Below are 26,971 nucleotides of genomic sequence, written 5' to 3' on the forward strand. Positions count from 1 at the left end.
CTGCGTTGGGCCGTGGCCGCCGGCCACGCGCTGGCGTCGGAAGCCGCCGCCCGGATCCTCAACGCCGGAGGCAACGCGATCGACGCGGGCGTGGCTGCCGGCATCTGTCTGGGCGTCGTCCACCCCGACATGGTCTCTTTCGCCGGCGTGGCGCCGATTCTGGTGCACGTGGCGCGCACCGGCGAGACCTGGCAGGTCTCCGGCGTCGGCCCCTATCCGCGGGCGTCGACGGCCGAGTACTTCCAGAAGCGCCACGGCGGCCAGATTCCGCCCGGCCTGTCGCGCACGGTCGTGCCGGCGGCGCCGGACGCGTGGTGCACGGCGCTCGAGCGTTGGGGAACGATGTCCTTCGCCGAGGTCGCCGCGGCGGCCATCGAGCATGCCGAGCACGGCTTTCCCATCTCGAACTTCTCCACCTATCAGATGACGGCCAACGCCGACAAGTACCGGCGGTGGCCGACGTCGACGGCGCTCTACCTCAAGGACGGGCGGCCGTACCGGGCCGGCGAGGTCCTCGTGCAGCGCGAGCTGGGCGAGACGCTGCGCCGGATGGCGGCGGCGGAGAAGAAGGCGGGCGACAACCGCGCCCGGGGCATCCGCGCCGCGCGCGACGAGTTCTATCGCGGCGAGACCGCCAAGCGCATCGCCGAGTTCCACCGCCGCCAGGACGGTCCATTGACGCTCGCCGATCTGGAGGACTTCAGCGTGGAGGTGGCGCCGGCGCTCCGCACGACGTTCGGAGCCTACGAGGTTGCCGCCTGCGGCTACTGGTGCCAGGGCCCGGTGCTGCTCCAGATGCTCAACATGCTCGAGGGCGTGGACCTCAAGGCGCTCGGCCACAACTCGGCCCCGTATCTGCACCGTCTCGTGGAGACGATCAAGATCGCGTTCGCCGATCGGGAAGCCTACTTCGGCGATCCCAAGCTCGTGAAGATCCCCCAGGCCCTGCTGGCGAAGGCCTACGCCGCCAAGCGCCGCCAGCTGGTCGGCGAGCGCGCGTGGACCGAGATGCCCCCGCCGGGCGATCCCGAGCGGGCGGAGGCGAGAGCGGCCCGGGAGGCCGTGCCGATGGCCGGCGGCTCCGACGCCCTCGACACGAGCTACGTCGCCGTCGTCGACGCGGAGGGCAACGGCTTCTCGGCGACGCCCAGCGATCCCAACACCGACTCCCCGGTGGTGGCGGGCGTGGGCTGCGTGGTTTCGCCCCGCGGCTCCCAGGGGTGGCTCGACCCCGCGCATCCCAGCGTCGTGGCGCCGGGCAAGCGGCCGCGCCTGACGCCCGCGCCGGCGATGGTCCTCGCGGACGGCCGGCTCCTCATGCCGTTCGGCACCCCGGGCGGCGACGTCCAGCAACAGGCGATGCTCCAGGTCTTTCTCAACGTCGCCGTCTTCGACATGTCCCTGCAGAAGGCGGTGGAGATGCCGCGCGTGGCTTCGCGGAGCTTCCCCGACTCGTTCTGGCCGCACGTCATGTCACCGGGCAAGCTCGAGGTCGAGGGGCGCATCCCCCAGGAGACGCGCGAGGCCCTGGCCGAGCGGGGGCACGAGGTCGCCATCTGGCCCGACTGGGAGTGGCGCGCGGGCGCCGTCTGCGGGGTCAAGGTCGGCCCCGACGGTGCGCGCTGGGCCGGCGCCGACCCGCGCCGCGGCGCCCACCCCATCGCCCGCTGAGTACATTCGGAGGGGGCGACTTCACAGGCGCGCCCACAGGGCGCGACGGCCCCCTCCGAAGCCTTCCCCCAGGAAGGATGGCGCCGGCAAAGCCGGCGCTCGAACAGGGCTTGAAGGCGGAGCGCGCGTCTCAGATGACCCGCTGCTCGCGCAGGCGTCGGATCTCCGTCTCGGCGTACCCGAGCTCGCGGAGGATCTCGTCCGCCTGCTCGCCCGGCATGGGCGGCGGGCGCCGCACGCCGGCGCGGCCCGTGGAGAACTCGAGCGGGAAGCGCAGGAGGCGCACCCGTCCCGCCACGGGGTGCGCCAGCTCCTGGACGACGTCGGCCGCCTGGACCGCCGGCTCGGCGAAGGTCTCGGCGTGGGAGAGGACGGGCGCCGCCCACACGCCGCGCGGCGCCAGGTGCTCGACCCACTCCACGGTCGTTCGCGTCTTCATCACCGGCTCGAGCAGGCGGGCGATCTCCTCGCGCGCGTCGAAGTTGTAGGGCACCGTCGCGTAGGGCGCCAGCGCGGGCAGGTCGAGGGCCTCCTGGAGCGCGCGCAGCGGCGAGATCGACAGCGCGAGATGCCCGTCCCTGGTCTCGTAGATGCCGTAGGGGCCGGGATGGAACATGCTGGCCAGCACGGTAGGGCTCTTCTGCATGCGGGCGCCGTTGAGGAAGTACGTGATGATCTCGAGCTGCAGATCGAGCCCCGCGCGCAGCATGCTGACCTCGACCTGCAGCCCGCGCCCGGTGCGACCGCGCTCCAGGAGCCCGGCCAGGACGCCCAGGGCCAGCAGCGCCGCGCCGTGCTGATCGATCACGGCCGTACCCACGGGCGTGGGCGGCTGGCCGGCGCGTCCCGAGATGCTGGCCAGCCCGGAGATGGCCTGCAATAACAGATCCTGGCCGGGCCGGTCGCGATAGGGGCTCGACTCGCCGTAGCCGGAGGCCGAGACGTAGATCAGCCGGGGGTTCAGCGCGGACGCCGCCGCGTAGTCGAGGCCCAGGCGCGTCATCACCCCCGGCCGGAAGTTCTGGACGAGCACGTCGGCGCGCTCGATGAGACGCCGGGCCACGGTCTGGCCCTCGGGCGCCTTGAGATCGAGAGTGAGGCTGCGCTGGTTGCGGTGGGTGGCCAGGTAGAAGGCGCTGACGCCGTTCAGGAAGAGGTCGCACCCCGACCAGTTGCGCTCCCAGAGCGTCCCGCCCGGGGGCTCGATCTTGACGACGTCGGCCCCGAGGTCGGCCAGGAACTGGACGCCCGACGGCCCCAGCAGGAACTGGGTGAAGCTCAGCACGCGGACGCCGGCGAGGATGCTCAGCCCGGCCGGCTCGCTCACTCCACCACCTTGAGGATGTGGGTGGCGGCGGCCACCACCTCCCCGCGCTGGTTGGTGCAGGTGACGCGGGCGAACGTCTTCCGCTCGGCCTCCTTCCGCTCGACGATCTCGTACTCTACCGTCACCGTGTCGCCGATGAAAGCCGCGTGGGGGAAGCGGATCCGGTCGTAGCCGTAGGAGACGATGGTGCCGCCGAGCCCGGCGCAGATCTCCGTGGATGCCCGCGACATGTAGCCGACGAGCAGGGCGCCGTGGGCGATCCGGCGCCCGTAGCGGGTGGCCCGCATGTACTCCTCGTCGACGTGGTTCGGCGAGAAGTCGCCGCTGATGCCGGCGAACAGGTAGACGTCCGATTCCCCCACCGTCTTCCGCACGGTCACCTTCCGACCCACCGTGAGCGCGTCGAATGCGTCCATAGCTCAGCTCCTCAGATTTTCAGGCCCTTGACGACGTACTCCTGGGCGAAGAGCGTGACGATGAGGGCCGGGCCGATGGCCATGACCGCGGTGGCGCTCATCAGGTGCCACTCGATGCCCGTCTCGTGGACGAACTGGGCCATCCGGACGGTCAGCATCGTGGTCCGGCTGCCGGTGAGGATCAGGGCGAAGAGGAACTCGTTCCAGGTATAGAGCCAGGACAGGATGAACAGCGCCACGATCCCCGGCGTGGCCATGGGCACCGCGATTCTGAAAAAGGCCCCCCAGCGCGAGCAGCCGTCGATGTACGCCGCGTACTCGGCTTCGGGCTCGATCCCGTCGAAGAAGCCCTTCATGATCCAGGAAAAGAAGCAGATGTGGATCGCGATGTGGGGCAGGAGCAGCCCCAGGTACGTATCCAGGATGCCCAGCCACTGGGTGAGGAGGTAGAGCGGGATGACCCAGGAAATGTAGGGGATGCAGCGGAAGAGGTAGATGAGACCGAACCAGAGGTTGCTGGCGGCGCCCGAAAAGCGGGAGAGCATGTAGCCGGAGGTGATGGTGACCGCCAGCGAGAAGACCGTGGCCAGCGTCGCGATGAGCGCGCTGTTGACGAAGGCCTCCTTCATCTCCGGCTTGGCCAGCGCCTCGGCGAAGTTGCCCAGCGTGAACTCCGTGCCGCGGTGGACGTAGAAGACCCCGGAGGCCGGGCGGAGCGCCGTCAGCACCATCCAGGCCACCGGGAAGACCAGGGGCAGTATCACCCCGGTGACCGCCAGCCCGAAGAACGCCCGCCTCCACCCCGGGGCTATCGCGACACCTCCACCACGTAGCTCAAGGCTTTGTAGAGCACGCCGCCCACCACCATGATGATGCCCGCGCCGATCATGGACGCCGCCGCCCCCAGATCGAAGTTCAGGTACACGAAGGCCTGCTTGTAGGCGTAGATGCTGAAGACCTCGGTGGAGCGTGCCGGGCCGCCCTTGGTGATCGTCCACACGATGTCGAAGACGCGGAAGGCGTCGATCGTCCGAATGGTGATGCAGACCATCAAGACGGGTCGGAGGAGCGGCAGCGTGATGTTACGGAACACCTGCCAGGGGCCGGCGCCGTCGATCCGCGCCGCCTCGTGGGGCTCCACCGGCAGCGTCTGGAGCGCGGCCAGGATCAGGATGGTGAACCACGGCGTCCACAGCCAGATGTCGGTCCCGATGACGATGGCCAGGCTGGTCCACCGGCTCACCAGCCAGGCCACCGGCTCCACGCCGAGCGCCTCGAGGATCACGTTGGCGATGCCGAACTGATCGTTGAACATCCACGTGATCATGATCGCGGCGACGACGGGCGGCACCATCAGGGGCAGCAGAATGGCGGTGCGGACGAGCCGCTGGCCCCGGAAGCGCCGGTTGATCAGCGTGGCCAGCCCGAGCCCGGCCACGAGCCCGCCGCTCACGGAGGCCAGCATGAAGAGGAAGGTGTTGGGCAGGACGGTGCCGTAGAAGAGCGGGTCGGTCAGGATGCGGCGGTAGTTGGCGAGCCCGACGAAGGTCTTCTGGGGGTTGAAGAGGCTCCAGCTCCGGAAGCTGGCGTTGGCCCCGATCAGGATGGGCACGATCTGAAAGGCCACCAGGATCCCCAGGGCGGGGAGGATGAGCGCGAGCATGAACCGCTCGCGCTCCCCGAATCTCTCCCGCCGGCGGAGCGCTAGCGTAGTTGAGGTTGCCGGTTCAGCCGTCGTGTGAAACGCCATCGGCCAGAATCGTCGCTTTCGAGCGCCGGCTTCGCCGGCGCAACTCCCTCTGGGGGAGGCCTCGGAGGGGGCCGCAAGGCCCCCTTCGACGAGGATAGGGGGCGAAGCCCCCCTCCGAGTTTAGGTGCGTGCCGCGATCTCGCTCATCTTCTTCGCCCCCTCGGCGAGCGTCGGCTTGATGGCGTCGCGACGGCCGGTGACGGCCTTGACCATGTGGTCGATGGCGGTGGCGAAGAACTCCGGCCAGCGGGCGAAGTAGAACGCGCCGTGGATGAGCTTCTCCGACTCGATCGTGGCCGCCCGGAACTTCCGGAACACCGCGTCGGTCTTGATGAGCTCCTTCTGGACCTCCTCGTTCGGCGGGAAGCCGCCGGTGGACTTCCAGAGGTCGACCTGGGCCTCGCGGTTCAGGTTGATCCAGTTGAGGAGCTCCTTGGCCACCTTCTTCTTGACGGGGTCGATGTGGACGGGAATCGCCCACGCCCAGGCATCGCGCCAGGCGATGGACTTGAACCTGGCGCGCGGTCCCATTGGGAACGAGGCCACGCTGATCTTCCCGGCCACCTTGGACTGCTTGGGGTCGTTGAACTTCCCGTACAGGGTCGTGTCGGCCATGGTGATGGCGGCGTCGCCGGCCATGAAGATCGCGTTGGCGTCGTCCCGCGAATAGCCGGGCTGGCCGGGCGGGATGATCTTGTGCGTCTTGATGTTGTCCCACCAGAACTCCACGGCCTGCACCGCCTCCGGCTCGGCGATGGCCGCTTTCCAGCCGTGCTTGCCGAGCTCCTCGCTGCGGCGCTCGTGGATCGGGAGCAGGAGGTCGCCGCCGTTGGCCCAGATGGACCAGAAGAAGGTGAACCAGCCGTGGGGGTACTTCATGCCGCCGGTGAATCCCCACTTGACCTTGCCGCCCTTCTGGAGGCGCTGGCCGGTCTTCACCAGGTCCTCCCAGGTGCGCGGGAACTCGCTCTCCTTGAGGAGGTCGGTCCGGTAGAAGAAGGTGCCGATCGTCTCGACGAAGGGCACGCCGGTGTCCTTGCCCTCCCACACGAACGGCGGCTCCAGGATGAAGCGGGTCATCTTCTTGATGGCGGCCACATCGTCGACGGGCTCCAGGTAGCGCCCCCACAGCTGGCCCCAGTCGTCGTTGTGCCAGATGACATCGTACTGGCCCCCTCTCGATGTCAGATTGGCGGTCATCTTTTCGACATAGACTTCGTATGAAGTCGGTACCGGCGTGAGTGTTACTTTGTGCTCGGTCGCCCAGACCTTCATCCATTTGATCGAGTTCTCGTGGATAGGGTGGGGCATGTAGCCGATCTTGAGCTCCATCTGCTGGGCTCGAGCCGGGGCGGCGGCGCCGAGGCCGAGCGCCAGACCCCCGCCCACGGTTCTGAGGAACGTCCGCCGGTGCACGGTGACGCGCTGCTCGCTCATCTGGCGTCCTCCTCTGGCGCGGGAGGTTCGTATCGGGCGGTGGTTGGAGTGCAAGGCATAGCATCTCCGGCCGCACGCCCGCAACTCGAAATTTGCCCGCCGTTCGCATATCTTCGAGAGGGGGTTGCAGGGACAACCATGACGCCCCGGACACGCATCGGCCTGGCGGTCCTGCTGGCGATCGCCTTTCCCACACCCCGTGTCGGCCACGCCGAGTGGTGGAAGGAGCCGCCCGCCGGCCGCCTCGATCAGAAGATCGTCGATGCGTCGGGTCAGACCGCGGCGCGGCTCAGGTGGGACGACGGCTCCATCCAGATCAGGGCGCGGGCCACCACGGACGGGCCGCCCGCGCCCGATCAGGCCGACGAGCGAGCGCGGGCGCTGGACGCCGCGCGCCAGCGCGCGCAGCTCAAGCTGGCGGAGATCGTCGAGGGGGTGACGATCGACGGCGCCACCGACGTGAAGAACGCGATGGCCAGCGAGCCGACGGTGCGCTCGGCGGTGCAGGCGCGGCTGCGGGGCGCCGTGGTCGTCAGCGAGACCGTCGGCGACCGGTCCGACGGCTCGGCGTGGGCCGAGGTCGCGCTGGAGCTGCGCTTGCGGGGGACCGGCGGCCTCACCGAGCCGGTCGTGGGCTGGGCCGCGTCGCGTCCCGTCAGCCCCTACCGTCCGGATCCCAGCTTCCGCGTCGACGAGCTCTACACGGGTCTCATCGTCGAGGCCTCCGACGCCGGGTTCTCGCCCGCGCTGGCGCCGCGGCTGATCGAGGAGGGCTCCGGCGCCGTGGTCTTCGGGCCGCAGATGATCCAGTTCGCGGCCATGAGCCAGCAGGGGCCCACGGGATACGCGGTGGCGATGAGCGAGGCGCGCCAGAACAGGCGCGTCGGCGCCAATCCGCTCATCGTCCGGGCCACCGGCGCCGCGGGCGGGCGGCGGGGAGACCTCCTGCTGGCGCCCAAGGACGCCCAGCGCGTGTTGGCGGCGGACCGCGCCGGGCGTTTCCTGGGCAAGGCGGCCGTGGTCGTCGTCCTCGGCAAGGACCAGCGCGAGCTCACGGCGCCGCCGGGCAAGCGCCACGCGCTCGTCATCGGGATCGACGACTACCCGCAGGAGTCTCCGAGCGGCGGTGCCAAGCTGAGCTACGCCGTGCGCGACGCGCAAACGCTCGCCCAACTCCTGACCCGGATGCCCGGGTTTGGACCCGACGGCGTCACGCTGCTCGAGAACGCCACCCGCGATCTGGTGATCGGGGCGCTGCGCGCCTTGCGCGCGCGGGTGAGCGACGAGGACAGCGTGATCGTCTTCTTCGCGGGGCACGGCGCGGTGGGGCCGGGAGGCGACGGGCGCCTCCATCACTACCTGCTTCCGCACGACGGCCAGCTCGCCGATCTCGCGGGGACCGCGCTGATGGACGATCGCCTCGAGGAGCTGATCGGTCAGCTCCCCACCCGGCAGGTGGTCGTGCTCCTCGATGCCGGCTACGTGGGCGGTGGGACCGGGACGATGCGCGCGCGGGGCCTCACGAACCCTTCCGCGACGCCGCTGCCGAAGCCACCGATCGAGGCCGGCGTCGGGCGCGTCGTCATCTCGGCCGGCACGCCCGATCATCCGGCGTTCGAGGACGACCAGCGGGGTGGTCTCTTCACCTCGTTCCTCGTGGAGGGCCTGCGCGGCGCCGCCGATCTCAACGGTGACGGGGCCGTCACGGTGCTCGAGCTCTACCAGTACGTGGCTCCCCGCCTCGGGGACTACGCGTGGCGGCAGTACCACGTCGAGCAGACGCCCCTGCTCGAGATCCGCGGGCCGTCGGGGGAGATCGTCCTGACGCGGACGCGGTAGTTGAATCGGAGGGGGCCTCGACGGCCCCCTCCGAGGCCTCCCGCAGAAAGGATTGCGCGGGCGAAGCCCGCGCCCGAAACGGGGGACCCGCCGGGTTCTAGGCCGTCGCCGGCGCGGGGGCGGCGGTGGGCCGCGTCCCGATGGGCTCCTCGCGAATGAGCAGGCTGAGGCCGGCGGCCAGGATGGCCATCAGCGCGGCGGAGACGAACGCGCTCGCATAGCTGCCCGTCCACTCGAAGATCCAGCCCGCCAGCGCGGCGCCGAGCGCGGCGCCGACCTGGTGGGAGAAGAAGATCCAGCCGCTGAGCTCGCCCACCGAGTAGCGTCCGAAGATGTTGGCGGTCAGCGTCGTCGTCGGCGGCACCGTCGAGATGTAGTTGAGGCCGAAGAGGGCCGCCCACACGTGCAGCGACGGCACGTTCCACACGTAGAGCAGGAAGATCAGCGAGAGCCCGCGGACGAAGTAGTAGAAGGCCAGCGGCCCCCGGCGCCCGAAGCGGTCGCAGATCCAGCCCGAGCCGACCGTGCCCATGATGTTCATCGCGCCCATGACCCCCAGCGCCGCCGAGGCCTGGAAGGGCGTGAAGTTGTGCTCGAGCGCGTGGGGCATGAAGTGGGTGAGGACCATGCCGTTGGAGGTGTAGCCGCAGACAAAGAAGGTCGCCATCAGGAGCCAGAAGGGCAGCGTCTGGGCCGCGTCGACGACCGAGACGCGTCCGGCCGCGATCGTGGCGGCGGCCTGCGCCGGGCTCCGCAGGGGTCCGGCGGCGCCATAGGGCCGGAGCCCGCGATCCTCGGGATTGTTGCCGATGAGCCAGAGACCGACGGGAAGCACGAGCACCAGCAGGCCCAGGCCCAGCCAGAAGTAGCTCGTGCGCCAGCCGAACCAGACGGTCAGGGCCGCGGCCAGCGGGATGACGACGAGCTGTCCCGCCGACATGCCGCCCGCGGCCATCCCCATGGCCAACCCGCGCCGCGCCTCGAACCAGCGGGCGACTACCGTGGCGCCGGCGGTCATGGCGACACCCCCGGCGCCCAGTGCCATGAGCAGGCCCACTGTGACGTAGACATGCCAGAGCTGCTGCACGAAGGCCGACCCGATTGACCCGAGGCCCAGCAGGACCAGGGCGCCGCCGATGACCGCGCGGGGTCCCCAGCGATCGGCCATCCGTCCCACCAGTGGCCCGGCGGCGCCGAGCAGGAGCAGGGAGATCGCGGCGGCGCCGGACAGTGCGCCGCGGCTCCAGCCGAACTCTGCCTCCATGGGCTTGATGTAGACGCCGAAGACGGAGCGCACACCGGACCCGGCCATCATGCAGAGGGTGAGCGCGGCCAGCACGATCCAGGCCGGGTGCAGCCCGCGCGGAGACGTCATGGCGTTGGGATGATAGCTGGGCGCTCGGGGATTCGCACTGTGGGGAGGACGCTGTGGTGACCCCGGCTGCTGGGTCAAAACAACTAGGTGGCCGCAACGGGACGGGGGCCAGCATGCCGAAGAGTGAGTAGCTTCGCGAGTCGCGCGCCGCCGTTCCGCAGCGCAGTGTATGACTCTTTGGAGCACTCGCTGTAGTCTTACTATGAAGAACATGAAATGGCCCGTTATCGCGCTCGCTCTGCTACTAGGTAATGCACTGCCTACATGGGCGGCCAACTGCGCACTAGGGATCTGGCCAGACGATGACGTTGGGAAAGTCGTCAGATCGTCGCTACTGCGGTCGGCTGCTAATGGCCACACGGCATGGTCACTCATCATCCGCGACGTCAACCCGACAAGGGTCTCGACGCAGCTCATCGTCCGGGATGAGCAGCGTGCGCAGGAGAAGACCATTGCGGTCACGCGGTGGGAAGCTGGGACAGCTTTCGGGCTTGACCCGACCCTGTCAGCCCGGGGAGATAGCTTTCACGCAATCTGCCCGATCGATTGGTCGCCGGACAGCCGGCTACTTTTGTTCGAGGAGACCATCGGACCAATGTACTCAGATGCGGGCGAGACATACTATTGGATATACGATGCACGACTCGGTAGCGTGCGACGAATCGATCTCGATGCTGCATACAAAGCCGCGCGCAGCTATTGGAAGCTCCCGGAAACATACTACGGCCTCGTGCTCGCGGTTGAGGGCTGGAGGCCGACTCGCTCCGGAACGCTGTACCTGCTCGTTGCAGCGTATCCGGAGCCCGGCGACGACAAGTTTCTTGGGTACTGGCAAATGCGCCCCGACGGTCTTGACCTGCGCTTGATTACCGGAAGTCGAGCGGGCGTGAGTATTCAGAAGTTCGGTCGTTCGCGACCGTAGCGCTCCGGCTGCGCTGAATCATCCGGCTTGACCGGGCGGTTCCGTGTCAATGGCGTCCCATTCTTCCGCGTTACGCGGGCCGCCTGGCCTCCTCGAAGCGCTTGCGCGGCGTTGGCTGCGTCCGGACGGCTTCAAGCGACTGACTGGTGACCCGTAACGGTGCGTGGTGACCCCGGCGGGATTCGACGCCAACCGCTTTCGAGCGCCGGCTTCGCCGGCGCAACCTGGTCTGGGGGAGGCCTCGGAGGGGGCCGTCGAGGCCCCCTCCGACGTCTAGTCGGCGACTTCCGCCACGGCGGTGCGGCGGAAGACGAACTGGTCCCCCTGCGCGTCCACCGTCACCGTGTCGCCCTCGCTGAACTCGTGCTCGAGCAGCTTGAGCGCCAGGGGGTCCTGGACGAGCCGCTGGATCGTGCGCTTGAGCGGCCGGGCCCCGAAGGTGGGGTCGTAGCCCTCGCGGGCCAGCAGCGCCCGGGCCGCCTCGGTGACCTCGAGCGCGATGCGCCGGTCGGCCAGCCGCCGGCGCAGATGGCCGAGCTGGATGTCGACGATGCGCGCCAGCTCCTCGCGGCCCAGCGGCCGGAAGATCACGACCTCGTCGATCCGGTTGAGGAACTCCGGCCGCAGCGTGTTCCGGAGCTCTTGCAGGATCATCGGCCGGACTTTCTCGGGCTGCTCGTACTCCTGGAAGATGTGCGAGCCCAGGTTCGAGGTCATGATGCATACGACATTGCGGAAGTCGACCGTCCGGCCCTGGCCGTCGGTGAGCCGTCCGTCGTCGAGGAGCTGCAGCAGGACGTTGAAGACGTCGGCGTGAGCCTTTTCGATTTCATCGAAGAGGACCACGGAGTAAGGACGCCGGCGAACGGCTTCCGTGAGCTGGCCGCCCTCCTCGTAGCCGACGTATCCCGGCGGCGCGCCGATGAGGCGGGCCACGGTGTGCTTCTCCATGTACTCGGACATGTCCAGGCGGATCATGGCCCGCTCGTCGTCGAAGAGGAACTCGGCCAGCGCCCGCGCCAGCTCGGTCTTGCCGACGCCCGTGGGACCCAGGAAGAGGAAAGAGCCGATCGGGCGGTTGGGGTCGCTGAGGCCCGAGCGGGCGCGGCGCACCGCGTTCGACACGGCCCGGATGGCCTCGTCCTGGCCTACGACCCGCTGGGCCAGGCGCGCTTCCATCGACAGCAATTTCTGGGTCTCGCCCTCGAGCAGCCGGGTGACCGGAATGCCCGTCCACTTGGCCACCACGGTCGCGATGTCTTCCTCGTCCACCTCTTCGCGGAGCATGCGCCCGCGCTGGTGCTGCTGGGCGAGCTGGGCCTCCATCTCGCGGAGCTGCTTCTCGAGCCCGAGCAGCGTGCCGTAGCGGAGCTCGGCGGCGCGATTGAGGTCGCCGCGGCGCTCGGCGTCGGCCATCGCCTGCTTGGCGGTCTCGATCTCCTCCTTGATCTTGCCGATGCGGGCGATGCCTTCCTTCTCGGCCTGCCACTGGGTCTTGAGGGCCGCCGATTTCTCCTTCAGCTCCGCCAGCTCGGCGTCGATGCGGCCGAGGCGCTCGCGGGCCCCGGCATCGTCCTGGTCGCGGGCCACCGACACGCGCTCGATCTCCAGCTGCATGATGCGCCGCTCGATCTCGTCGATCTCCTGCGGCATCGAGTCAATCTGCATCCGGAGGCGCGCCGCCGCCTCGTCCACGAGGTCGATGGCCTTGTCGGGCAGGAAGCGGTCGGCGATGTAACGGTGAGAAAGAACGGCCGCCGCCACCAGGGCGGCGTCCTTGATCTTCACCTTGTGGTGGACCTCGTACCGCTCCTTGAGCCCCCGCAGGATGGCGATCGCATCCTCCACCGAGGGCTCGCGCACCATGACCGGCTGGAACCGGCGCTCCAGGGCCGGGTCCTTCTCGACGTGCTTGCGGTACTCGTCGAGCGTGGTGGCGCCGATGCAGCGCAGCTCGCCCCGCGCCAGCGCCGGCTTAAGCATGTTGGCGGCGTCCACCGCGCCTTCGGCGGCCCCGGCCCCCACCAGCGTGTGCATCTCGTCGATGAAGCAGATGATCTGGCCCGCGGACTCCGTGATCTCGCGCAGCACCGCCTTGAGCCGGTCCTCGAACTCCCCGCGGTACTTCGAGCCCGCCACCATGCCGCCGATGTCGAGCGCGATGAGGCGCTTGCCCTTGAGGCCCTCCGGCACGTCGCCGGCCGCGATCCGCTGAGCCAGACCCTCGACGATCGCGGTCTTGCCCACGCCCGGCTCCCCGATGAGCACCGGGTTGTTCTTGGTGCGTCGCGACAGCACCTGGATGACGCGCCGGATCTCCTCGTCGCGGCCGATCACCGGATCGAGCTTGCCCTTGCGGCCGAGCTCGGTGAGGTCGCGCGAGTAGCGCTGGAGCGCCTGGTACTTGTCCTCGGGGTTGGGGTCGCTGACGCGCTGGGTGCCGCGGACCTCCACCAGCGCCCGGTAGATACCGTCGGGGGTGACGCCGTTGGCGGCCAGCACGCGGCCGGCGGCGCCGTCGCGGTCCTGGGCCAGGCCGATCAGGAGGTGCTCGGTGGACACGTACTCGTCCTTGAGGCGTTCGGCTTCCGTCTGCGCCCGCTCGAGCGCGACGCGGAGACGATCGCTCATGTACTGGCCGCTGGCGGCGCGGACCTTGGGCATCCGGGCCAGCTCGGCCTCCAGCGCTCGCTGGATGGCGTCGGGCCGCGTGCCCAGCTTCCCGAGCAGGGGGCCCACGACGCCTTCGCGCTGCTGGATGAGCGCGTGCAGCAGGTGCTCCGGCTCGATCGCCTGGTGGCTCTGCTGGTCGGCCAGCGACTGCGCGGCCTGGAGCGCCTCCTGGGCCTTGACGGTGAGCTTGTCGAATCGGTTCACGCGCGACTCCTCATCCCAACCAGGCGCGCGGGTTGTCGCTCCGCTGCGCCTGGAGCTTCTGATAGTGATCCCGCTCGGCCGGCGTGAGGTCCGCGGGCATGACGATCTTCACCTTGACGAGCTGGTCGCCGGCCCCGCCGCCCTTCACGCGCGGCATCCCGTACCCGGGCAGCCGGAACGTGCGGCCGCTGGAGGTGCCGGGCGGGATCTTCATGGAGACCTTGCCGCGCAGGGTCGGCACTTCCACGGTGGCGCCGAGCGCCGCCTCCGGGGCGGTGACGGGAAGCTCGAGGTGGAGGTCGTCGCCCCGGCGCTCGAAGAGCGGGTGCCGGGCCACGGTCACGACCAGGTAGAGGTCACCGCGCCCGCCCGGCGCCCCGCCCCCCTCGCCGGCTACGCGCACGCGCTGGCCCGTGCGCACTCCGGCGGGAATCTTCACGTCGAGGTTGCGGCGCGCGCGCTGCCAGCCGCCGCCCTGGCAGGTCGCGCAGGGCTGGCCGCCGACGTGGCCCGAGCCCTGGCAGCCGGGGCAGGGCTCGTTCATCTCGAGCGCGAGCGTCTTGCGCGCCCCCTGAAACGCCTCCTCGAGGGTGATCTCCACGTTGGCCTGGACGTCCTGGCCCGAGGGTCGCGCGCCGCCGGTGCCGAATCCCCCGAGGAGATCCTCGATGTCGCGGCGGCGGCCCGCCCCGCGACCCGTGCGAACGCCCCCGCTCCCGCGAGACAGGAGATCCGAGAAAATCGTCCGGAAGAAGTCGGAGAAGTCACCGAGGTCGCCCGGATCACCGCCGTATTCCACGCGGAAGCCGCCGGCGCCGGGACCGGGCGCGCGCTGGGCGTAGCGGTGCCAGTCGGATCCCAGGCTGTCGTACCGCCGGCGCTTCTCGGGATCGGAGAGGACCTCGTACGCCTCGTTGATCTCCTTGAAGCGTTCGGCGCCGTCCTTGCCCTTGGCGACGTCGGGATGGTGCTTGCGGGCGAGTCGCCGGTAGGCGGACTTGATCGTCTTGTCGTCCGCGTTCCGGTCGACGCCGAGAATCTTGTAGTAGTCCTTGAATTCGACGGCCATAGGGTCACAGGCGCCGATCCGGGCCGGCGCCCCCTCAATTGAAGTGTAGCAGACGACTCCGTTCTGGCCGGGAGATGGGCGCCGGCTTTGCCGGCGCAGTCGAATTCCTGGGGGAGGTATTGGAGGGGGCCGTCGAGGCCCCCTCCAACTCTTACCCGCGACCCACGGTGAACGCGACGTAGAGCGACATGGGGCCGCGCTGCAGGAGCACGGTCAGGCGCTCGCCTTCCTTGACGTCCTTGGTGAGTCGCTCGAAGTCGGCCATCGAGCGGACCTTCTGGCGGTTGACCTCGCGGACGACATCGCCGCGCTGGATGCCGGCCTCCGCGGCGGGGCCGCCGTCCTCGATGCGTGTCACCACCACGCCCTCGGTCGACCGGAGGTTGAGCTGGCGCGCGACCTCCGGCGTGACCGGACGGACCTCCAGCCCCAGCAGCGAGCGGGGGCCGCGCCCGCTCGGGCCCCGGGCCTCGCGCTCGTCGGGCGCCTCGCCGATCTTGATGTCCACGGTCTTCTCGTTCTGGTCCCGCCAGACCCTGGCCTTGGCGACGTTGCCCGGCGCCGCCAGCCCGACGGCGCGCTGCAGATCGGCCGGGCCTTCCATCTTCTTGCCGTCGAACTCCAGCAGGATGTCGCCGGGCTGCAGGCCGGCCTTCTGGGCGGGGCTCTCGGGAACGACGTCGGAGACGAGAACGCCCTTGGCGTCCTTGGCGCCGAATGACTTGGCCAGCTCGGGGGTGAGCGGCTGGATGCTGACGCCGAGCCAGCCGCGCGTGACCTTCCCCTTGGCCTGCAGCTCGGTGTAGATCTTCTTGGCCATGTTGGAGGGGATCGCGAAGCCGATCCCCTGGCCGGTCGCCACGATGGCGGTGTTGATCCCGACCACCTCGCCGGCCATGTTGACGAGGGGACCGCCCGAGTTACCCGGGTTGATCGCCGCGTCGGTCTGGAGGAAATCGTCGAACGGGCCCTGGCCGATCTGCCGCGCCTTGGCGCTGATGATGCCGGCGGTCACGGTGGCCTGCAGGCCGAACGGCGAGCCGATCGCGATCACCCAGTCGCCCACCTGCATCTTGTCGGAGTCGCCCAGGCGCGCGTAGGAGAACTTGCCCTTGCCGTCGTCGAGCTTCAGGACGGCCAGGTCGGTCTTCTTGTCCATGCCGACGAGCTTCGCCTTGTGCTTGTTGCCGTCGAGCGTGATGACCTCGATCTCCGTCGCCCGCTCGACCACGTGGGCGTTGGTGAGCGCGATGCCGGAAGGATCGACGATGACGCCGGAGCCCAGGCTGCGCTGAGGGATCCGCTCGGGCAGCTCGCCGAAGAAGCGCCGGAAGAACTCCTCGCCGAAGTACTCCTCGAAGGGGGTACGCCCCGGCGGCCCCCCGCGGCTGACGGTATTGATGTTGATGACGGCGGGCTTGATCAGCTCCGCCACCTTGGCGAAGCTGCCCGTCTGCATCGGCATCTGCACGGGAAGGATCGGGGCCTCCAGGGCAGACGTCGCCCCGCCCGGGGCGGACGTCGCCCCGCCCGGCGGACGTCCCAGCTCGGCCCGACCGGTCGTGAAGGCGCCGAGCCCGATGCCCGCCAGCAACGCGATGACGAGCCCCGCGACGAAGGTTCTCCGCTTTACCTGCCTCATCCCTGCGCCTCCTCCAGCTTGTCGCCCGCCAGGACCCGGCGGAGCCGCTCGCCCTCGAGTGTCTCGACCCGCTTGAGCTCGGTCGCCCCGGCCACCAGCTGCGCCTTCTTCGTGGTGAGGACCCCGTGGACCCGGTCGTGGGTCCGATCGAGGATCTCGCGGACCTCCGAGTCGATGGCGCGCGCGGTCTCCTCGCTCCAGTCGCGCTCGCCGCCCCAGGGGACGCCGGCGCCCCTGAGAAAGAGCGGCGGGCGCTCGCCGAACGTCGCCAGGCCCACCCGCTCCGACATGCCGTACTTCATGACCATCAGGCGCGCCAGCTCCGTCGCGCGCTCCAGGTCGTCGTGCGCGCCCGTCGACACCTCGCCGTACACCAGCTCCTCGGCCACCCGGCCGCCCAGCAGGACCGCGATGCGGTCTTCCAGCTCGCTCCGCGTCATCAGAAAGCGCTCCTCGGTGGGCAGCTGGTAGGTCATGCCCAGGGCCGCGACGCCGCGGGGGATGATCGAGATCTTGTGCACGGGGTCGGCGTGGGCGAGGGAAGCGGCGACGAGCGCGTGCCCCATCTCGTGGTGGGCGACGATGTCGCGCTCCTTGTCCGAGAGAACGCGACTCCTCTTTTCCAAGCCGGCTACCACTCGATCTATCGCTTCCTCGAAATCCGACATCTCGACGGCATCCTTGTCCTTGCGCGCGGCCAGCAGCGCCGCCTCGTTGACGATGTTGGCGAGATCGGCCCCGGCGAAGCCTGGGGTGCGGGCGGCGATCACGCTCAGGTTGACGTCGGGGCCCAGCACCACGGCCCGGGCGTGCAGTCGCAGGATCGCTTCCCGGCCCTTGACGTCGGGCTTGTCGACGACGACCTGGCGGTCGAAACGGCCAGGCCGGAGCAGCGCCTGGTCGAGGACCTCCGGGCGGTTGGTGGCCGCCATGATGATCACACCCTTGGACGAATCGAAGCCGTCCATCTCGGCCAGGAGCTGGTTGAGGGTCTGCTCGCGCTCGTCGTGGCCGCCCACGAAGCCGGTGGGGCCCGCCCGTGACTTGCCGATGGCGTCCAGCTCATCGATGAACACGATGCAGGGGGCCTTGTCCTTGGCCTGCTCGAAGAGGTCGCGGACGCGGGCGGCGCCGACGCCGACGAACATCTCCACGAACTCCGAACCCGACAGCGTGAAGAAGGGCACGTCGGCCTCGCCGGCCACGGCCCGCGCCAGCAGCGTCTTGCCCGTGCCCGGAGGGCCGATCACCAGCACGCCCTTGGGAATGCGGCCGCCCAGCCGCTGGTACTTCTTGGGGTTCTTCAGGAAGTCCACGATCTCGACCAGCTCGGCCTTGGCCTCGTCCACGCCGGCCACGTCGTTGAAGGTCGTCTTCAGCTCCTTGCGATCGTAGATCTTGTGCTTGCTGCGCCCGAACGACAGCGCCTGGGTGGGTCCGCCGCCCACGCGGCGCATGAGGAAGACCCAGATGGCGACCATGATCCCCAGCGGGATCACCCATCCGAACAGGAGGTCCCGCCACACCGTCGTCTCGACGCGGCCGGCAAACTCCACGTGGTGCTGCTGCAGCTCCTGGACGAGCCACTGCTCGTCCACCCCGGGGATGCGGGTCACGGTGAAGACGCGCGGCTCGCCGGCCGAGCCCAGCAGCTTGCGCAGGCGATCGGAGGCGGGCGGCGGCACCACCGCGGACAGGGCGCCGGGCTTGGCCAGGCCGCGGATCTCGCGCTCGGTCAGCGCCACTTTCTCGATCTTGTCGGCGCGCAGAAGCTCCAGGAACTTCGACATCGACAGCTCGACCGTGGGCGCCTGCAGCAGGGAGTTGAGCAGCAAGAGGACGACCGCCCCCACGACAACGTAGACGAGAAAGAACTGCAGGCGTTGGGGGAGGCGCGGCTTCATGGACGGCTCTCGTTTCAAATGCTAGCGCCGGGGGGTGAGAGTGTCAAACCGCCGACGGTGTTTCCCCTTGACACATCAGACCCTTTGACCGTAAAAGGTCGCTGAAATGGCATGTGACGCGCGGAACAAGCTTGTCTGCGTGCTCCTCGTCCTCTTCGCTGTCGCCCTCCTCGGCTCGGCGCTCCCCGTCGACGCGCAGGACGCCTCCCGGGAGCCCGCCTACCGCGCGTTCCCGGTGCTCGGCTCGCGGCTGGTCGTGTGGGCGGTGGCCCAGCTCCACCTCAACTTCGCCGCGTTCATCCTGGGCTGTCCCATCTTCGCCGTCATCATCGAGATCATCGGGTGGCGGACCCGCGACCAGCGCTACGACTGGCTGGCCCACGAGTTCGTCAAGCTCACCTTCGCCGCGTTCTCCACCACCGCGCTGCTGGGGGCCCTGCTCCTCTTCCTCTTCGTCGGTTACTACCCGCGCTTCTGGATGTACATGACGTCCATCTTCTTCCCCACTTATTGGGTCTACGCCCTTCTGTTCTTCGGCGAGACCTTCATCGTCTACCTCTGGTACTACGGCTGGGAGTGGCTGAGCGGGTCGCGCAAGTGGATCCACGTGAGCCTGGGCGTGCTGGCCAACCTGGTCGGCACCGCGATCCTCTTCGTGGCCAACTCCTGGGTCACCTTCATGATCTCGCCGGGCGGCATCGACGAGTCCGGCAGGCTCACCTCGCTGTGGGCGGCCATCTATAACTTCACGTGGATGCCCCTCAACGTCCACCGGCTCATCGCCAACATCGTCTTCGGTGGCACCATCGCCGCCGCCTACGCCGCGTTTAGATTTCTCAGCGCCGAGACGCAGGAGGAGCGGGCCCGCTACGACTGGATGGGCTACGTGGGCAACTTCGTGGCCATCTCCGCGTTCATCGTGCTGCCCTTCGCCGGCTACTGGCTGGGGCGCGAGATCTACGCCTTCAACCAGACGATGGGCATCACGATGATGGGCGGCTTCATGTCGTGGCTCTGGATCGTCCAGGCCATCCTCATCGGCATCCTGTTCCTCGGCTCCAACTACTATCTGTGGCTGGGCATGGAGCGCATCCCGGGGTCCGAGCGCTACCGCAAGTTCGTGCCGCCCATGCTCTTCATTCTCACCATCGGCTTCCTGATCTGGGCCACGCCCCGCACGATGGTGGTCACCTTCGACGAGGCGCGGGCCATGGGCGGCACCCACCATCCCGTGCTCGGCTTCTTCGGCGTCATGTCGGCCAAGAACACCGTCGTGAACCTCATGATCCTGACCACCTTCCTCTCCTACATCCTCTACCGGCGCGCCAACCGCATCTCGACCAAGCCATGGGTGAAGGCCGGAATGGGGGTGCAGTGGGCGGCCTTCGCCGTCACCGCGGTCATCGTGGTCTTCTTCGGCGTTTACGGCTACTTCGTGGACTCCCTCACCCGCATCGGGTTCTCGGTGTGGCAGGTGCTGGCCGTGCTGGCCTGCATCGTGATCGTGATGGCCATCGACATCCCGATGTTCCGGGGCGCCCGCTCCACCGGCGCCATCCGGTGGGGGACCATCGCCGCCCGCTCCCAGTACGTGCTCATCCTGCTCGCGGTGACCTTCACGTGGCTGATGGGACTGATGGGCTTCGCCCGCTCCGGCATCCGCCAGCACTGGCACGTCTACGGCGTCCTGCGGGACACCTCCGCCGAGGCGGTGACGCCGGCACTGGGCTACGCCGCCAACGTGATCACTGTCGTGACGATCATCTTCTTCGCCCTGGTGACGTTCATCTTCTGGCTGGGCGGGCTCGGCGAGCGGGGCAGGACCCAGGGCCACGCCCCGGCCCCGATGATCGCCGGCGGCAGCGATTCGTCGGAGGGGGCGGACGTAACGGCCCCCTCCGAGGCCTCCCCCAGGATCGATTGCGCCGGCAAAGCCGGCGCTCGGAAGAGCTAGTGTTCCGTCTGGGGAGTCATGTTAAGAGCCCGCCAGCACGCGGCGCCGGGGCCGACGGGCATGTGCGGCAGGGGTCGACGGGATCCGTTCCCGGCCCGTGGCGACGGACCCCGCGTGCCCAGGTGGAGCCCAGCCGCAGCGTGGCAGCGGACGCGTGCCGCGTGGTCCCGCGATCCCTGCCGTGCGTGCCCGTCGGCCCCGCCGGCAGCGGCGCGAGCGCGGCGATCGTTAACATGACTTTCCGAACGGAATACTAGTTATGCGCGTGCCGGTCGGCGTCAAGGTCGGGGTGTTCGCCCTGGCGGTGATGGGGAGCTACAGCTACTTCGCGAACTCCATTCCCCAGATCGAGTCCAGGCCGCCGCAGGAGCTCAGCCTCGAGGGCGGCCAGGTGACGACGGCGCAGCTCGTGAAGGCCGGCGAGGAGATCTTCAAGGCCAAGGGGACCTGCGAGGTGTGCCACCGCATCGGCCAGAAGGGGACGCGGGCGCCGGACCTGGCCGGCATCGGCTCTCGGGCCACCGGCCGCGCCGCCGAGCGCGCGACCAAGGGAAAGCCCCCGCGGGCGGGAATGATGGCCAAGCAGTACCTCCTCGAATCCCTGATCGAGCCGGGCGCCTACCAGGTGGAGGGCTACCCGCCGATCATGCCGGCCGTCGACAAGCCGCCGATCAGCCTGAACCGCTCCGAGGTGTGGGCGCTCGTCGCTTTTCTCCAATCGCTCGGCGGCACCGTCGACGTCACGCTCAATGACATTCCGGCCACCGTGGGTGCCGCGGCCGGCGGCGGGCCCGCGGCCGCGGAGATCAAGTTGCCTGGCGACCCCAAGGCCGGTGAGGCGATCTTCGCCGGCAAGGGCGGATGCATCGCCTGCCACAAGGCGGGCAAGGTCGGAGCGTCGCCGGTCGGCCCCGACCTCTCGCAGATTGCCAAGATCCAGGCGCCCGACTACATCATGAAGAAGATCCTCGACCCGGCCGGGATGGGCACCGTGGCCGGCTATCCGAAGGGCGTGATGCCGCCCACCTTCGGCCAGACGCTCACCGCCAAGGAGTACACGGACCTGGTAGCGTTCCTGATGACGCTCAAATGAGCTTCCTCCGCTCCCGCTTCGTCCAGGCGGCGCTCATCCTCGTCCTCTCCGCCATCATCCTCCGCTTCGGGATCCGGCCGCCGGCGCCGTGGAGCGTGTTTACGCTCTACATGGCCGTCGTCTTCCTGGCCGTGCTGATCTTCGTCTCCTCCGATAGCGACTCCTGGCGCGGCTTCACCCGCCCCATCCGGTCGACGCTGGTCGATCCCGACAAGCGCATCCTCCGCTACGCGCTGGCGGTGGTGATCCCGCTGCTGCTCGGCTACTACGCCTACACGCAGGCGGCGGCCAGGCCCCAGGCGCCGGCGGAGCTGCGCGCCGTGCACCCGGCGCCGCCGGACACCATCCAGTTCCGCGGCAAGCAGATCAACATCTCGGGGGCCGAGAACCCGCTGCGGAAGGACCAGGCGAGCTACCAGAAGCACGTGGCGGCCGGCGCCGCCCTCTACATCCGCAACTGCGTCTATTGCCACGGCGACAATCTCGACGGGCAGGGCCACTTCGCCCGGGGCTTCAACCCGCCCCCGGCGAACTTCCAGGACTCGGGCACGATCGCCATGCTCCAGGAGGCCTACCTCTTCTGGCGCATCGCCAAGGGCGGGCCGGGGCTGCCGAGGGAATCCACGCCGTGGAACTCGGTCATGCCCGCCTGGGAAGACCGGCTGACCGAGGAGCAGATCTGGCAGGTGATCATGCACCTCTACGACGCCACCGGCCAGCAGCCGCGGCGCTGGGAGACCGCGCACTGATGCGCGCGGGCGTCGGGCGCTGCGCAGCGGTCCTGGCGGCGCGGGGCGCGGCCTGCCCCTGCTCGACCACGAGCCCGGCGGCGTTCGTCGCCGCCGCGCGATCCCATCTCCGCTTCTGTGCGCGGTCCACCTCGGCGGGAACGGGTCTCGCACGGGCAGGCCGCACCCCGCGCCGTCGCTTCCCCCGCGCGTCGGCAGGCGCGGGGCTCGGTGCGGCAGTCGCCCTCGTCGCGTGCATCGCCTTCGGCGCGGCGCCGGCGCTCGCCCAGGCGGGGGATGCGGCGGCCGGCAAGGCGGTCTACGAGAGGAAGTGCATGGGCTGCCACGGCGAGAAAGGGGACGGCAAGGGACCCGCCGCCGAGCTGCTCGATCCCAAGCCGCGCGACCTCACCTCGGGGATCTACAAGATCCGCACGACGTCCACCAAGATGCCGAGCGACCAGGACGTCTTTAGGATTATCACCGAGGGCATGCCGGGAACCTCGATGCCACCGTGGGGGGTTCTCTCGGAGAGGGACCGGTGGAACGTGATCGCCTACATCAAGTCCTTCGCGTCCGAGAAGTTCAAGGAGGCGCCCAAGAAGCTCGAGCTGCCCAAGGAGGTCCGCTCGTCGGCGGAGTCGATCAAGCGCGGCCGGGAGATGTTCGAGGCGATCGAGTGTAACAAGTGCCACGGCGCCGACGGGCGGGCGGACGGCCCCTCGCGCGACGAGCTCAAGGACGAGTGGGGGCAGCCCATCAAGCCGGCGAACCTCACCAAGCGGTGGACCTTCCGCGGTGGGCCGAGTCGGGCCGCCATCGCCACGCGGCTCGCCGCCGGGGTGCTGGGCACGCCCATGCCGGCCTTCCTCGACAGCGTGGAGAAGCCGGACGACATCTGGCACCTCGCCAACTACCTCGCGTCGCTGGGCCCGGAGGCGCCGGTCTACGCCACGCTCCTGCCGGCCACGGCCGTCGGCGAGGCGATCCCCGACGACCCGAAGGCCGAGCTGTGGAAGAAGATGGCGGGCCAAGACATCCCGCTCATGGGCCAGGTGATCGCCGATCCGCGCAACTTCAATCCCTCGATCGACCTGGTCACCGTGCGGGCCGTGTACAACGACCGGGAGATCGCCTTCCACCTGACGTGGGACGATCCCACCGAGTCCAAGCCCGACGGAAAGCAGACCTTCGCCGACGCGATCGCGCTCCAGTTCCCGCCCAAGCTCGAGCCAGGCGGCGAGCGACCCTACTTCCTCATGGGGGACGCCTCGGAGGCGGTCTATCAGCTGCGCTGGGACAGCGGCAAGGGCGTGAGCGAGGTGACGGCCAACGGGCCCACCAAGGTGAGGGCGCTGGCCGGCTCGGAGGCGACGGGGAAGGCCGCCTACGCGAACGGGCAGTACCAGGTCGTGATCAAGCGGGCGCTGGGGGCCAAGGACGCCAGCCGCACGACGTTCCGGCCGGCCGTGTTCACGCCCATCGCCTTCCAGGCCTGGGACGGTGGCGCCGGCGAGACGGGCACCAAGCTGTCTTTAACCTCGTGGTACTATCTGCGCCTGGAGGAGCCGCAGTCGAAGGCGCGCTTGGTGGTACCTCCCGTGGTGGCCCTTCTTGCGCTGGGGGCAATGCTCGTGATCGTGTGGGCGGCGAACCGGCGCGGTCTCAGCGTTTCGTGATCAGACGTGAACTGTGCGACGAAGGAGGACGAGAAGCGATGCGGACAGCACTGGGAACATTCATCGCGCTGGCGCTGGTCGTGGCCGGTGCGACAGCATTCATCGGCGGGCCGGGTTCGGCCACGGCGCAGGGAGGTGGCGGCACGATCGAGGCCGAGGTGAAGTACAACGGCGCCCCCGTGGTCGAGAAGCTCAAGGTCAACAAGGACACCCAGAAGTGCGGGACCGAGGCGACGATCGAGAAGATCGTGGTCGGCCCCAACAAGGGCCTGGCCAACGCCGTGGTGTCGGTGGCGGGGGCCAAGGGCGCGACGACCGCGAAGGCGGGGAAGCCCGTGCTCGACCAGCACGGCTGCAAGTTCGTCCCTCACGTGCTGGCGATGATGCCGGGCGAGGTCGAGGTCAAGAACTCCGACGACATCCTGCACAACATCCACACCTACTCGACCGCCAATCCGTCCATCAACAAGGCCCAGCCGAAGTTCAAGAAGGTGATGGCCGAGAAGTTCGACAAGCCCGAGATCATCAAGGTCACCTGCGACGTGCACAGCTGGATGCTGGGCTGGATCGCCGTCCTGCCCCACCCCTACTTCGGGGTGACCAAGGAGAACGGGGTGGCCAAGATCGAGAACGTGCCGGCCGGCAAGCAGAAGGTCGAGGTCTGGCACGAGACGCTGGGCAAGCAGGAGAAAGAGGTCGAGGTCAAAGCCGGGCAGACGGTCAAGGTCGGCTTCGAGATGAAGAAGTAGCTCACGCAGCAATCCCCGGGGGAATGACAACCGCATGCTGAACTGGTGGCTGCCGGAAAACGTCTCCACCTATGGCCAGGAGATCGACTGGCTCTTCCACCTGATCTACTACATCACGGGGGGGGTGTTCCTCCTCGTGACGGTCGCCCTCCTGTCCTTCCTGGTCATCTATCGGGATCGGCCGGGGCGTCGGGCGCGCTACACCCACGGCAACACCCCGCTGGAGATCGTCTGGACCGTGGTGCCGGCGCTGATCCTGGTGGTGCTCACCTTCCTCAGCGTGCCGGCCTGGTCCCGGATCAAGATGACGATGCCCCAGACCGACTTCGTGGTGCAGGTGACGGGCAAGCAGTTCAACTGGCAGGTCACCTATCCGGGGCCCGACGGCCGGTTCGGCACCGCCGACGACAAGACCTTCCTCGACGAGATGCACGTACCGGTCGGCAAGCCGATCCGGGTCAACCTCAGGTCGCAGGACGTCATCCACAGCTTCTTCGTGCCCCAGTTCCGGTTCAAGCAGGACGCGGTGCCCGGGCGCGAGATCCCCCAGTGGTTCGAGGTCACCAAGCCCGGCCAGTACGAGGTGCCCTGCGCCGAGCTGTGCGGCTTCGGGCACTCGGGCATGCGGGCCTGGGTGTACGCGCACACCGCCGAGGACTACACCAGGTGGGCGGCCGAGAACCTCCGGGCCGGGGCGGCGCCCGCCGCCCCGGAGGCCAAGAAGGAGCCGGAGAAACCGGTCGCCAAGACGGGAGGGAGAGCCAAGAAATGAGCGCCACCAGCGCCACGGCTCACGCGCACACCGCTCACGCGGCGCACCACGAGGTGGGCTTCGTGCGGACCTACATCTTCTCGACCGACCACAAGATGATCGCGCGCCAGTTCCTGTTCCTGGGGCTCTTCATGATGATCATCGGGGGCCTCCTGGCGCTGATGGTCCGCTGGCAGCTGGCCTGGCCGGAGACCCCGGTGCCCGGTCTCGGCTGGGTCCTCACCGAGACCGGCGGCATCCTGGAGCCCAGCCAGTACAACATGGCCTTCACCATGCACGCCACCATCATGATCTTCTTCGTCATCATGCCGATCCTGGCGGGCGCCTTCGGCAACTTCTGCATCCCGCTGATGATCGGCGCCCGAGACATGGCTTTTCCCTTCCTCAACATGCTGTCCTTCTGGGTGGCTGCGCTATCGGGTGTCCTGATGCTCGCCGGCTTCTTCGTCCCCGGCGGCCACGCGGCGGCGGGGTGGACGTCCTACGCGCCGCTCAGCTCGGTGCCGGAGTACACGGGGACCAACTGGGGGCAGAACCTCTGGTGCATCAGCCTGTTCGTCCTCGGTGTCTCGTCGATGATGGGGGCGATCAACTACATCACCACGATCATCAACATGCGGGCGCCCGGGATGAGGCTCTTCCGCATGCCGCTGGTCGTCTGGTCGCTCTTCATCACCGCCATCCTGCTGCTCCTGGCCCTGCCCGTGCTCACCTCGGGCGTGGCCATGCTCCTCTTCGACCGGACGCTGGGCACGAACTGGTTCAAGCCGTCGGGCGGCGGCGAGCCGCTGCTCTGGCAGCACCTGTTCTGGTACTTCGGTCACCCCGAGGTCTACATCCTCATCCTGCCCGCCATGGGCATCGCCTCGGAGATCCTGCCGGTCTTCGCCCGCAAGCCGATCTTCGGCTACCACGCCATGGCGTTCTCGATGATCGCCATCGCGTTCCTCTCCTGGGTGGTCTACGGCCACCACATGTTCGTGAGCGGCATGAACCCGGCGCTGGGCATGTCGTTCATGGTGACCACGATGATCATCGCCGTGCCGTCGGCCATCAAGACCTTCAACTGGCTCGGCACGCTGTGGGGTGGCCGCATCCAGTTCACGGTGCCGATGCTGAACGCGCTGGCCTTCGTGTGGATGTTCGTCATCGGCGGGCTCTCGGGCATCTTCATGGCCTCCACGCCGGTGGACATCTACATCCAGGACACCTACTTCATCGTGGCCCACATCCACTACGTGGTCTTCGGCGGCTCGATCTTCGGGGCCTTCGCCGCCATCTACTACTGGTTCCCGAAGATGTTCGGCCGCCTGATGAACACGGCGCTGGGGCACCTGCACTTCTGGCCGACCTTCGTCTTCTTCAACCTCACCTTCTTCCCCATGCACATCATCGGTGTGGGGGGCCAGATGCGGCGCATCTACAACCCGCTCCAGTACGAGTTCCTCCAGCACCAGCAGCACTGGAACGTGCTCATCACCATCAGCGCCATCGGTCTCGGGATCGCGCAGATCCCCTTCGTGATCAACTTCTTCTGGTCGCTCTTCGCCGGCCCCAAGGCGCCCCTGAATCCCTGGAACTCCAACACGCTGGAGTGGACGGCGCCCTCGCCCCCGCCGCACCTGAACTGGGGGCCGACGGTGCCGACCGTGTACCGCGGGCCCTACGAGTACACTTCGCCGGAGTCGAGAGAGGACTTCCTGCCGCAGTCGCAGCCGCCGCTGGTGCGGGCCGGGACCTCGCGACACTGAGCGGATCGCCGGAGGC

20 protein-coding genes are annotated in these 26,971 nt (G+C 68.7%); 10 read left to right on the forward strand and 10 right to left on the reverse strand.

What is annotated here, in order from left to right; all coding sequences use genetic code 11:
• Positions 1-1,671: gamma-glutamyltransferase (locus tag VGV13_13420; GenBank protein HEV8642094.1), on the forward strand; the 1,671-nt coding region annotated here is incomplete at its 5' end.
• A 130-nt stretch (positions 1,672-1,801) separates the two neighbouring features.
• Here the strand turns inward: VGV13_13420 and VGV13_13425 are convergent.
• The 5 genes from VGV13_13425 to VGV13_13445 form a co-directional block, all read right to left on the reverse strand.
• Positions 1,802-2,998 (reverse strand): CaiB/BaiF CoA-transferase family protein, encoded by a 1,197-nt coding sequence (locus VGV13_13425; protein HEV8642095.1) that lies wholly within the window; start codon positions 2,996-2,998, stop codon positions 1,802-1,804.
• Positions 2,995-3,414 carry a MaoC/PaaZ C-terminal domain-containing protein gene (locus VGV13_13430; protein ID HEV8642096.1) on the reverse strand — a complete coding sequence of 140 codons (420 nt, stop codon included), beginning with the start codon at positions 3,412-3,414 and terminating at the stop codon, positions 2,995-2,997. The genes VGV13_13425 and VGV13_13430 overlap by 4 nt, the downstream gene beginning before the upstream one ends.
• Before the next feature lie 11 nt (positions 3,415-3,425).
• The gene (locus VGV13_13435; GenBank protein ID HEV8642097.1) at positions 3,426-4,178 is read right to left on the reverse strand and encodes a carbohydrate ABC transporter permease; all 753 of its coding nucleotides are present in this window, start codon (positions 4,176-4,178) and stop codon (positions 3,426-3,428) included.
• A gap of 44 nt (positions 4,179-4,222) precedes the next feature.
• Positions 4,223-5,077, reverse strand: coding sequence for a sugar ABC transporter permease (locus VGV13_13440; GenBank protein HEV8642098.1), 855 nt, complete (start codon positions 5,075-5,077; stop codon positions 4,223-4,225).
• A 207-nt stretch (positions 5,078-5,284) separates the two neighbouring features.
• Entirely contained in the window at positions 5,285-6,601 is a 1,317-nt protein-coding gene (locus tag VGV13_13445; protein HEV8642099.1) for an extracellular solute-binding protein, read from the reverse strand.
• Between the two features lie 138 nt (positions 6,602-6,739).
• On the opposite strand from VGV13_13445, the gene VGV13_13450 reads away from it, so the two are divergent.
• Positions 6,740-8,440, forward strand: a complete 1,701-nt coding sequence (locus VGV13_13450; GenBank protein ID HEV8642100.1) for a caspase family protein — start codon at positions 6,740-6,742, stop codon at positions 8,438-8,440.
• Positions 8,441-8,537: 97 nt separating this feature from the next.
• Here VGV13_13450 and VGV13_13455 read toward each other — a convergent pair whose 3' ends face one another.
• Positions 8,538-9,815 carry an MFS transporter gene (locus VGV13_13455; protein ID HEV8642101.1) on the reverse strand — a complete coding sequence of 426 codons (1,278 nt, stop codon included), beginning with the start codon at positions 9,813-9,815 and terminating at the stop codon, positions 8,538-8,540.
• 202 nt (positions 9,816-10,017) lie between these two features.
• Between VGV13_13455 and VGV13_13460 the strand changes: the two genes are divergently transcribed.
• Positions 10,018-10,737, forward strand: a complete 720-nt coding sequence (locus VGV13_13460; protein HEV8642102.1) for a hypothetical protein — start codon at positions 10,018-10,020, stop codon at positions 10,735-10,737.
• 273 nt (positions 10,738-11,010) lie between these two features.
• Here VGV13_13460 and clpB read toward each other — a convergent pair whose 3' ends face one another.
• The 4 genes from clpB to ftsH all read right to left on the reverse strand — a co-directional run bounded on the left by clpB (position 11,011) and on the right by ftsH (position 18,229).
• The gene (gene clpB / locus VGV13_13465) at positions 11,011-13,614 is read right to left on the reverse strand and encodes an ATP-dependent chaperone ClpB (GenBank protein ID HEV8642103.1); all 2,604 of its coding nucleotides are present in this window, start codon (positions 13,612-13,614) and stop codon (positions 11,011-11,013) included.
• A 10-nt stretch (positions 13,615-13,624) separates the two neighbouring features.
• Positions 13,625-14,683 (reverse strand): DnaJ C-terminal domain-containing protein, encoded by a 1,059-nt coding sequence (locus tag VGV13_13470; GenBank protein ID HEV8642104.1) that lies wholly within the window; start codon positions 14,681-14,683, stop codon positions 13,625-13,627.
• A gap of 151 nt (positions 14,684-14,834) precedes the next feature.
• Positions 14,835-16,325 (reverse strand): Do family serine endopeptidase, encoded by a 1,491-nt coding sequence (locus VGV13_13475; protein ID HEV8642105.1) that lies wholly within the window; start codon positions 16,323-16,325, stop codon positions 14,835-14,837.
• Complete coding sequence (gene ftsH / locus VGV13_13480) at positions 16,322-18,229, reverse strand: ATP-dependent zinc metalloprotease FtsH (GenBank protein HEV8642106.1); 1,908 nt, start codon at positions 18,227-18,229, stop codon at positions 16,322-16,324. Before ftsH ends, VGV13_13475 begins: the two co-directional genes overlap by 4 nt.
• Positions 18,230-18,335: 106 nt before the next feature.
• Between ftsH and VGV13_13485 the strand changes: the two genes are divergently transcribed.
• The 7 genes from VGV13_13485 (at position 18,336) to VGV13_13515 (ending at position 26,955) form a co-directional block, all read left to right on the forward strand.
• Positions 18,336-20,183 (forward strand): cytochrome ubiquinol oxidase subunit I, encoded by a 1,848-nt coding sequence (locus VGV13_13485; GenBank protein HEV8642107.1) that lies wholly within the window; start codon positions 18,336-18,338, stop codon positions 20,181-20,183.
• 259 nt (positions 20,184-20,442) lie between these two features.
• On the forward strand, positions 20,443-21,276 hold the full coding sequence (locus tag VGV13_13490) for a cytochrome c (GenBank protein HEV8642108.1): 834 nt from the start codon (positions 20,443-20,445) through the stop codon (positions 21,274-21,276).
• A complete protein-coding gene (locus tag VGV13_13495; protein HEV8642109.1) occupies positions 21,273-22,025 on the forward strand; it encodes a cytochrome c in 753 nt (250 codons plus the stop codon). Before VGV13_13490 ends, VGV13_13495 begins: the two co-directional genes overlap by 4 nt.
• Entirely contained in the window at positions 22,025-23,683 is a 1,659-nt protein-coding gene (locus VGV13_13500) for a c-type cytochrome (GenBank protein HEV8642110.1), read from the forward strand. The genes VGV13_13495 and VGV13_13500 overlap by 1 nt, the downstream gene beginning before the upstream one ends.
• 38 nt (positions 23,684-23,721) lie before the next feature.
• Positions 23,722-24,432, forward strand: a complete 711-nt coding sequence (locus tag VGV13_13505; protein HEV8642111.1) for a hypothetical protein — start codon at positions 23,722-23,724, stop codon at positions 24,430-24,432.
• Positions 24,433-24,466: 34 nt separating this feature from the next.
• The gene (coxB, locus tag VGV13_13510) at positions 24,467-25,204 is read left to right on the forward strand and encodes a cytochrome c oxidase subunit II (GenBank protein HEV8642112.1); all 738 of its coding nucleotides are present in this window, start codon (positions 24,467-24,469) and stop codon (positions 25,202-25,204) included.
• Complete coding sequence (locus VGV13_13515; GenBank protein ID HEV8642113.1) at positions 25,201-26,955, forward strand: cbb3-type cytochrome c oxidase subunit I; 1,755 nt, start codon at positions 25,201-25,203, stop codon at positions 26,953-26,955. The genes coxB and VGV13_13515 overlap by 4 nt, the downstream gene beginning before the upstream one ends.
• Positions 26,956-26,971 lie beyond the last annotated feature (16 nt).

It is taken from the genome of Candidatus Methylomirabilota bacterium (assembly GCA_036001065.1).
In the GTDB taxonomy this organism is placed as follows: Bacteria; Methylomirabilota; Methylomirabilia; order Rokubacteriales; family CSP1-6; genus MNEF01.

Coding starts and splice junctions, on each gene's coding strand:
- VGV13_13430 (HEV8642096.1), bottom strand. CDS start 3,414: ATGGACGCATTCGACGCGCTCACGGTGGGTCGGAAGGTGACCGTGCGG.
- VGV13_13440 (HEV8642098.1), bottom strand. CDS start 5,077: ATGCTCGCGCTCATCCTCCCCGCCCTGGGGATCCTGGTGGCCTTTCAG.
- VGV13_13445 (HEV8642099.1), bottom strand. CDS start 6,601: ATGAGCGAGCAGCGCGTCACCGTGCACCGGCGGACGTTCCTCAGAACC.
- VGV13_13450 (HEV8642100.1), top strand. CDS start 6,740: ATGACGCCCCGGACACGCATCGGCCTGGCGGTCCTGCTGGCGATCGCC.
- VGV13_13455 (HEV8642101.1), bottom strand. CDS start 9,815: ATGACGTCTCCGCGCGGGCTGCACCCGGCCTGGATCGTGCTGGCCGCG.
- VGV13_13460 (HEV8642102.1), top strand. CDS start 10,018: ATGAAGAACATGAAATGGCCCGTTATCGCGCTCGCTCTGCTACTAGGT.
- VGV13_13470 (HEV8642104.1), bottom strand. CDS start 14,683: ATGGCCGTCGAATTCAAGGACTACTACAAGATTCTCGGCGTCGACCGG.
- VGV13_13475 (HEV8642105.1), bottom strand. CDS start 16,325: ATGAGGCAGGTAAAGCGGAGAACCTTCGTCGCGGGGCTCGTCATCGCG.
- ftsH (HEV8642106.1), bottom strand. CDS start 18,229: ATGAAGCCGCGCCTCCCCCAACGCCTGCAGTTCTTTCTCGTCTACGTT.
- VGV13_13485 (HEV8642107.1), top strand. CDS start 18,336: ATGGCATGTGACGCGCGGAACAAGCTTGTCTGCGTGCTCCTCGTCCTC.
- VGV13_13490 (HEV8642108.1), top strand. CDS start 20,443: ATGCGCGTGCCGGTCGGCGTCAAGGTCGGGGTGTTCGCCCTGGCGGTG.
- VGV13_13495 (HEV8642109.1), top strand. CDS start 21,273: ATGAGCTTCCTCCGCTCCCGCTTCGTCCAGGCGGCGCTCATCCTCGTC.
- VGV13_13500 (HEV8642110.1), top strand. CDS start 22,025: ATGCGCGCGGGCGTCGGGCGCTGCGCAGCGGTCCTGGCGGCGCGGGGC.
- VGV13_13505 (HEV8642111.1), top strand. CDS start 23,722: ATGCGGACAGCACTGGGAACATTCATCGCGCTGGCGCTGGTCGTGGCC.
- coxB (HEV8642112.1), top strand. CDS start 24,467: ATGCTGAACTGGTGGCTGCCGGAAAACGTCTCCACCTATGGCCAGGAG.
- VGV13_13515 (HEV8642113.1), top strand. CDS start 25,201: ATGAGCGCCACCAGCGCCACGGCTCACGCGCACACCGCTCACGCGGCG.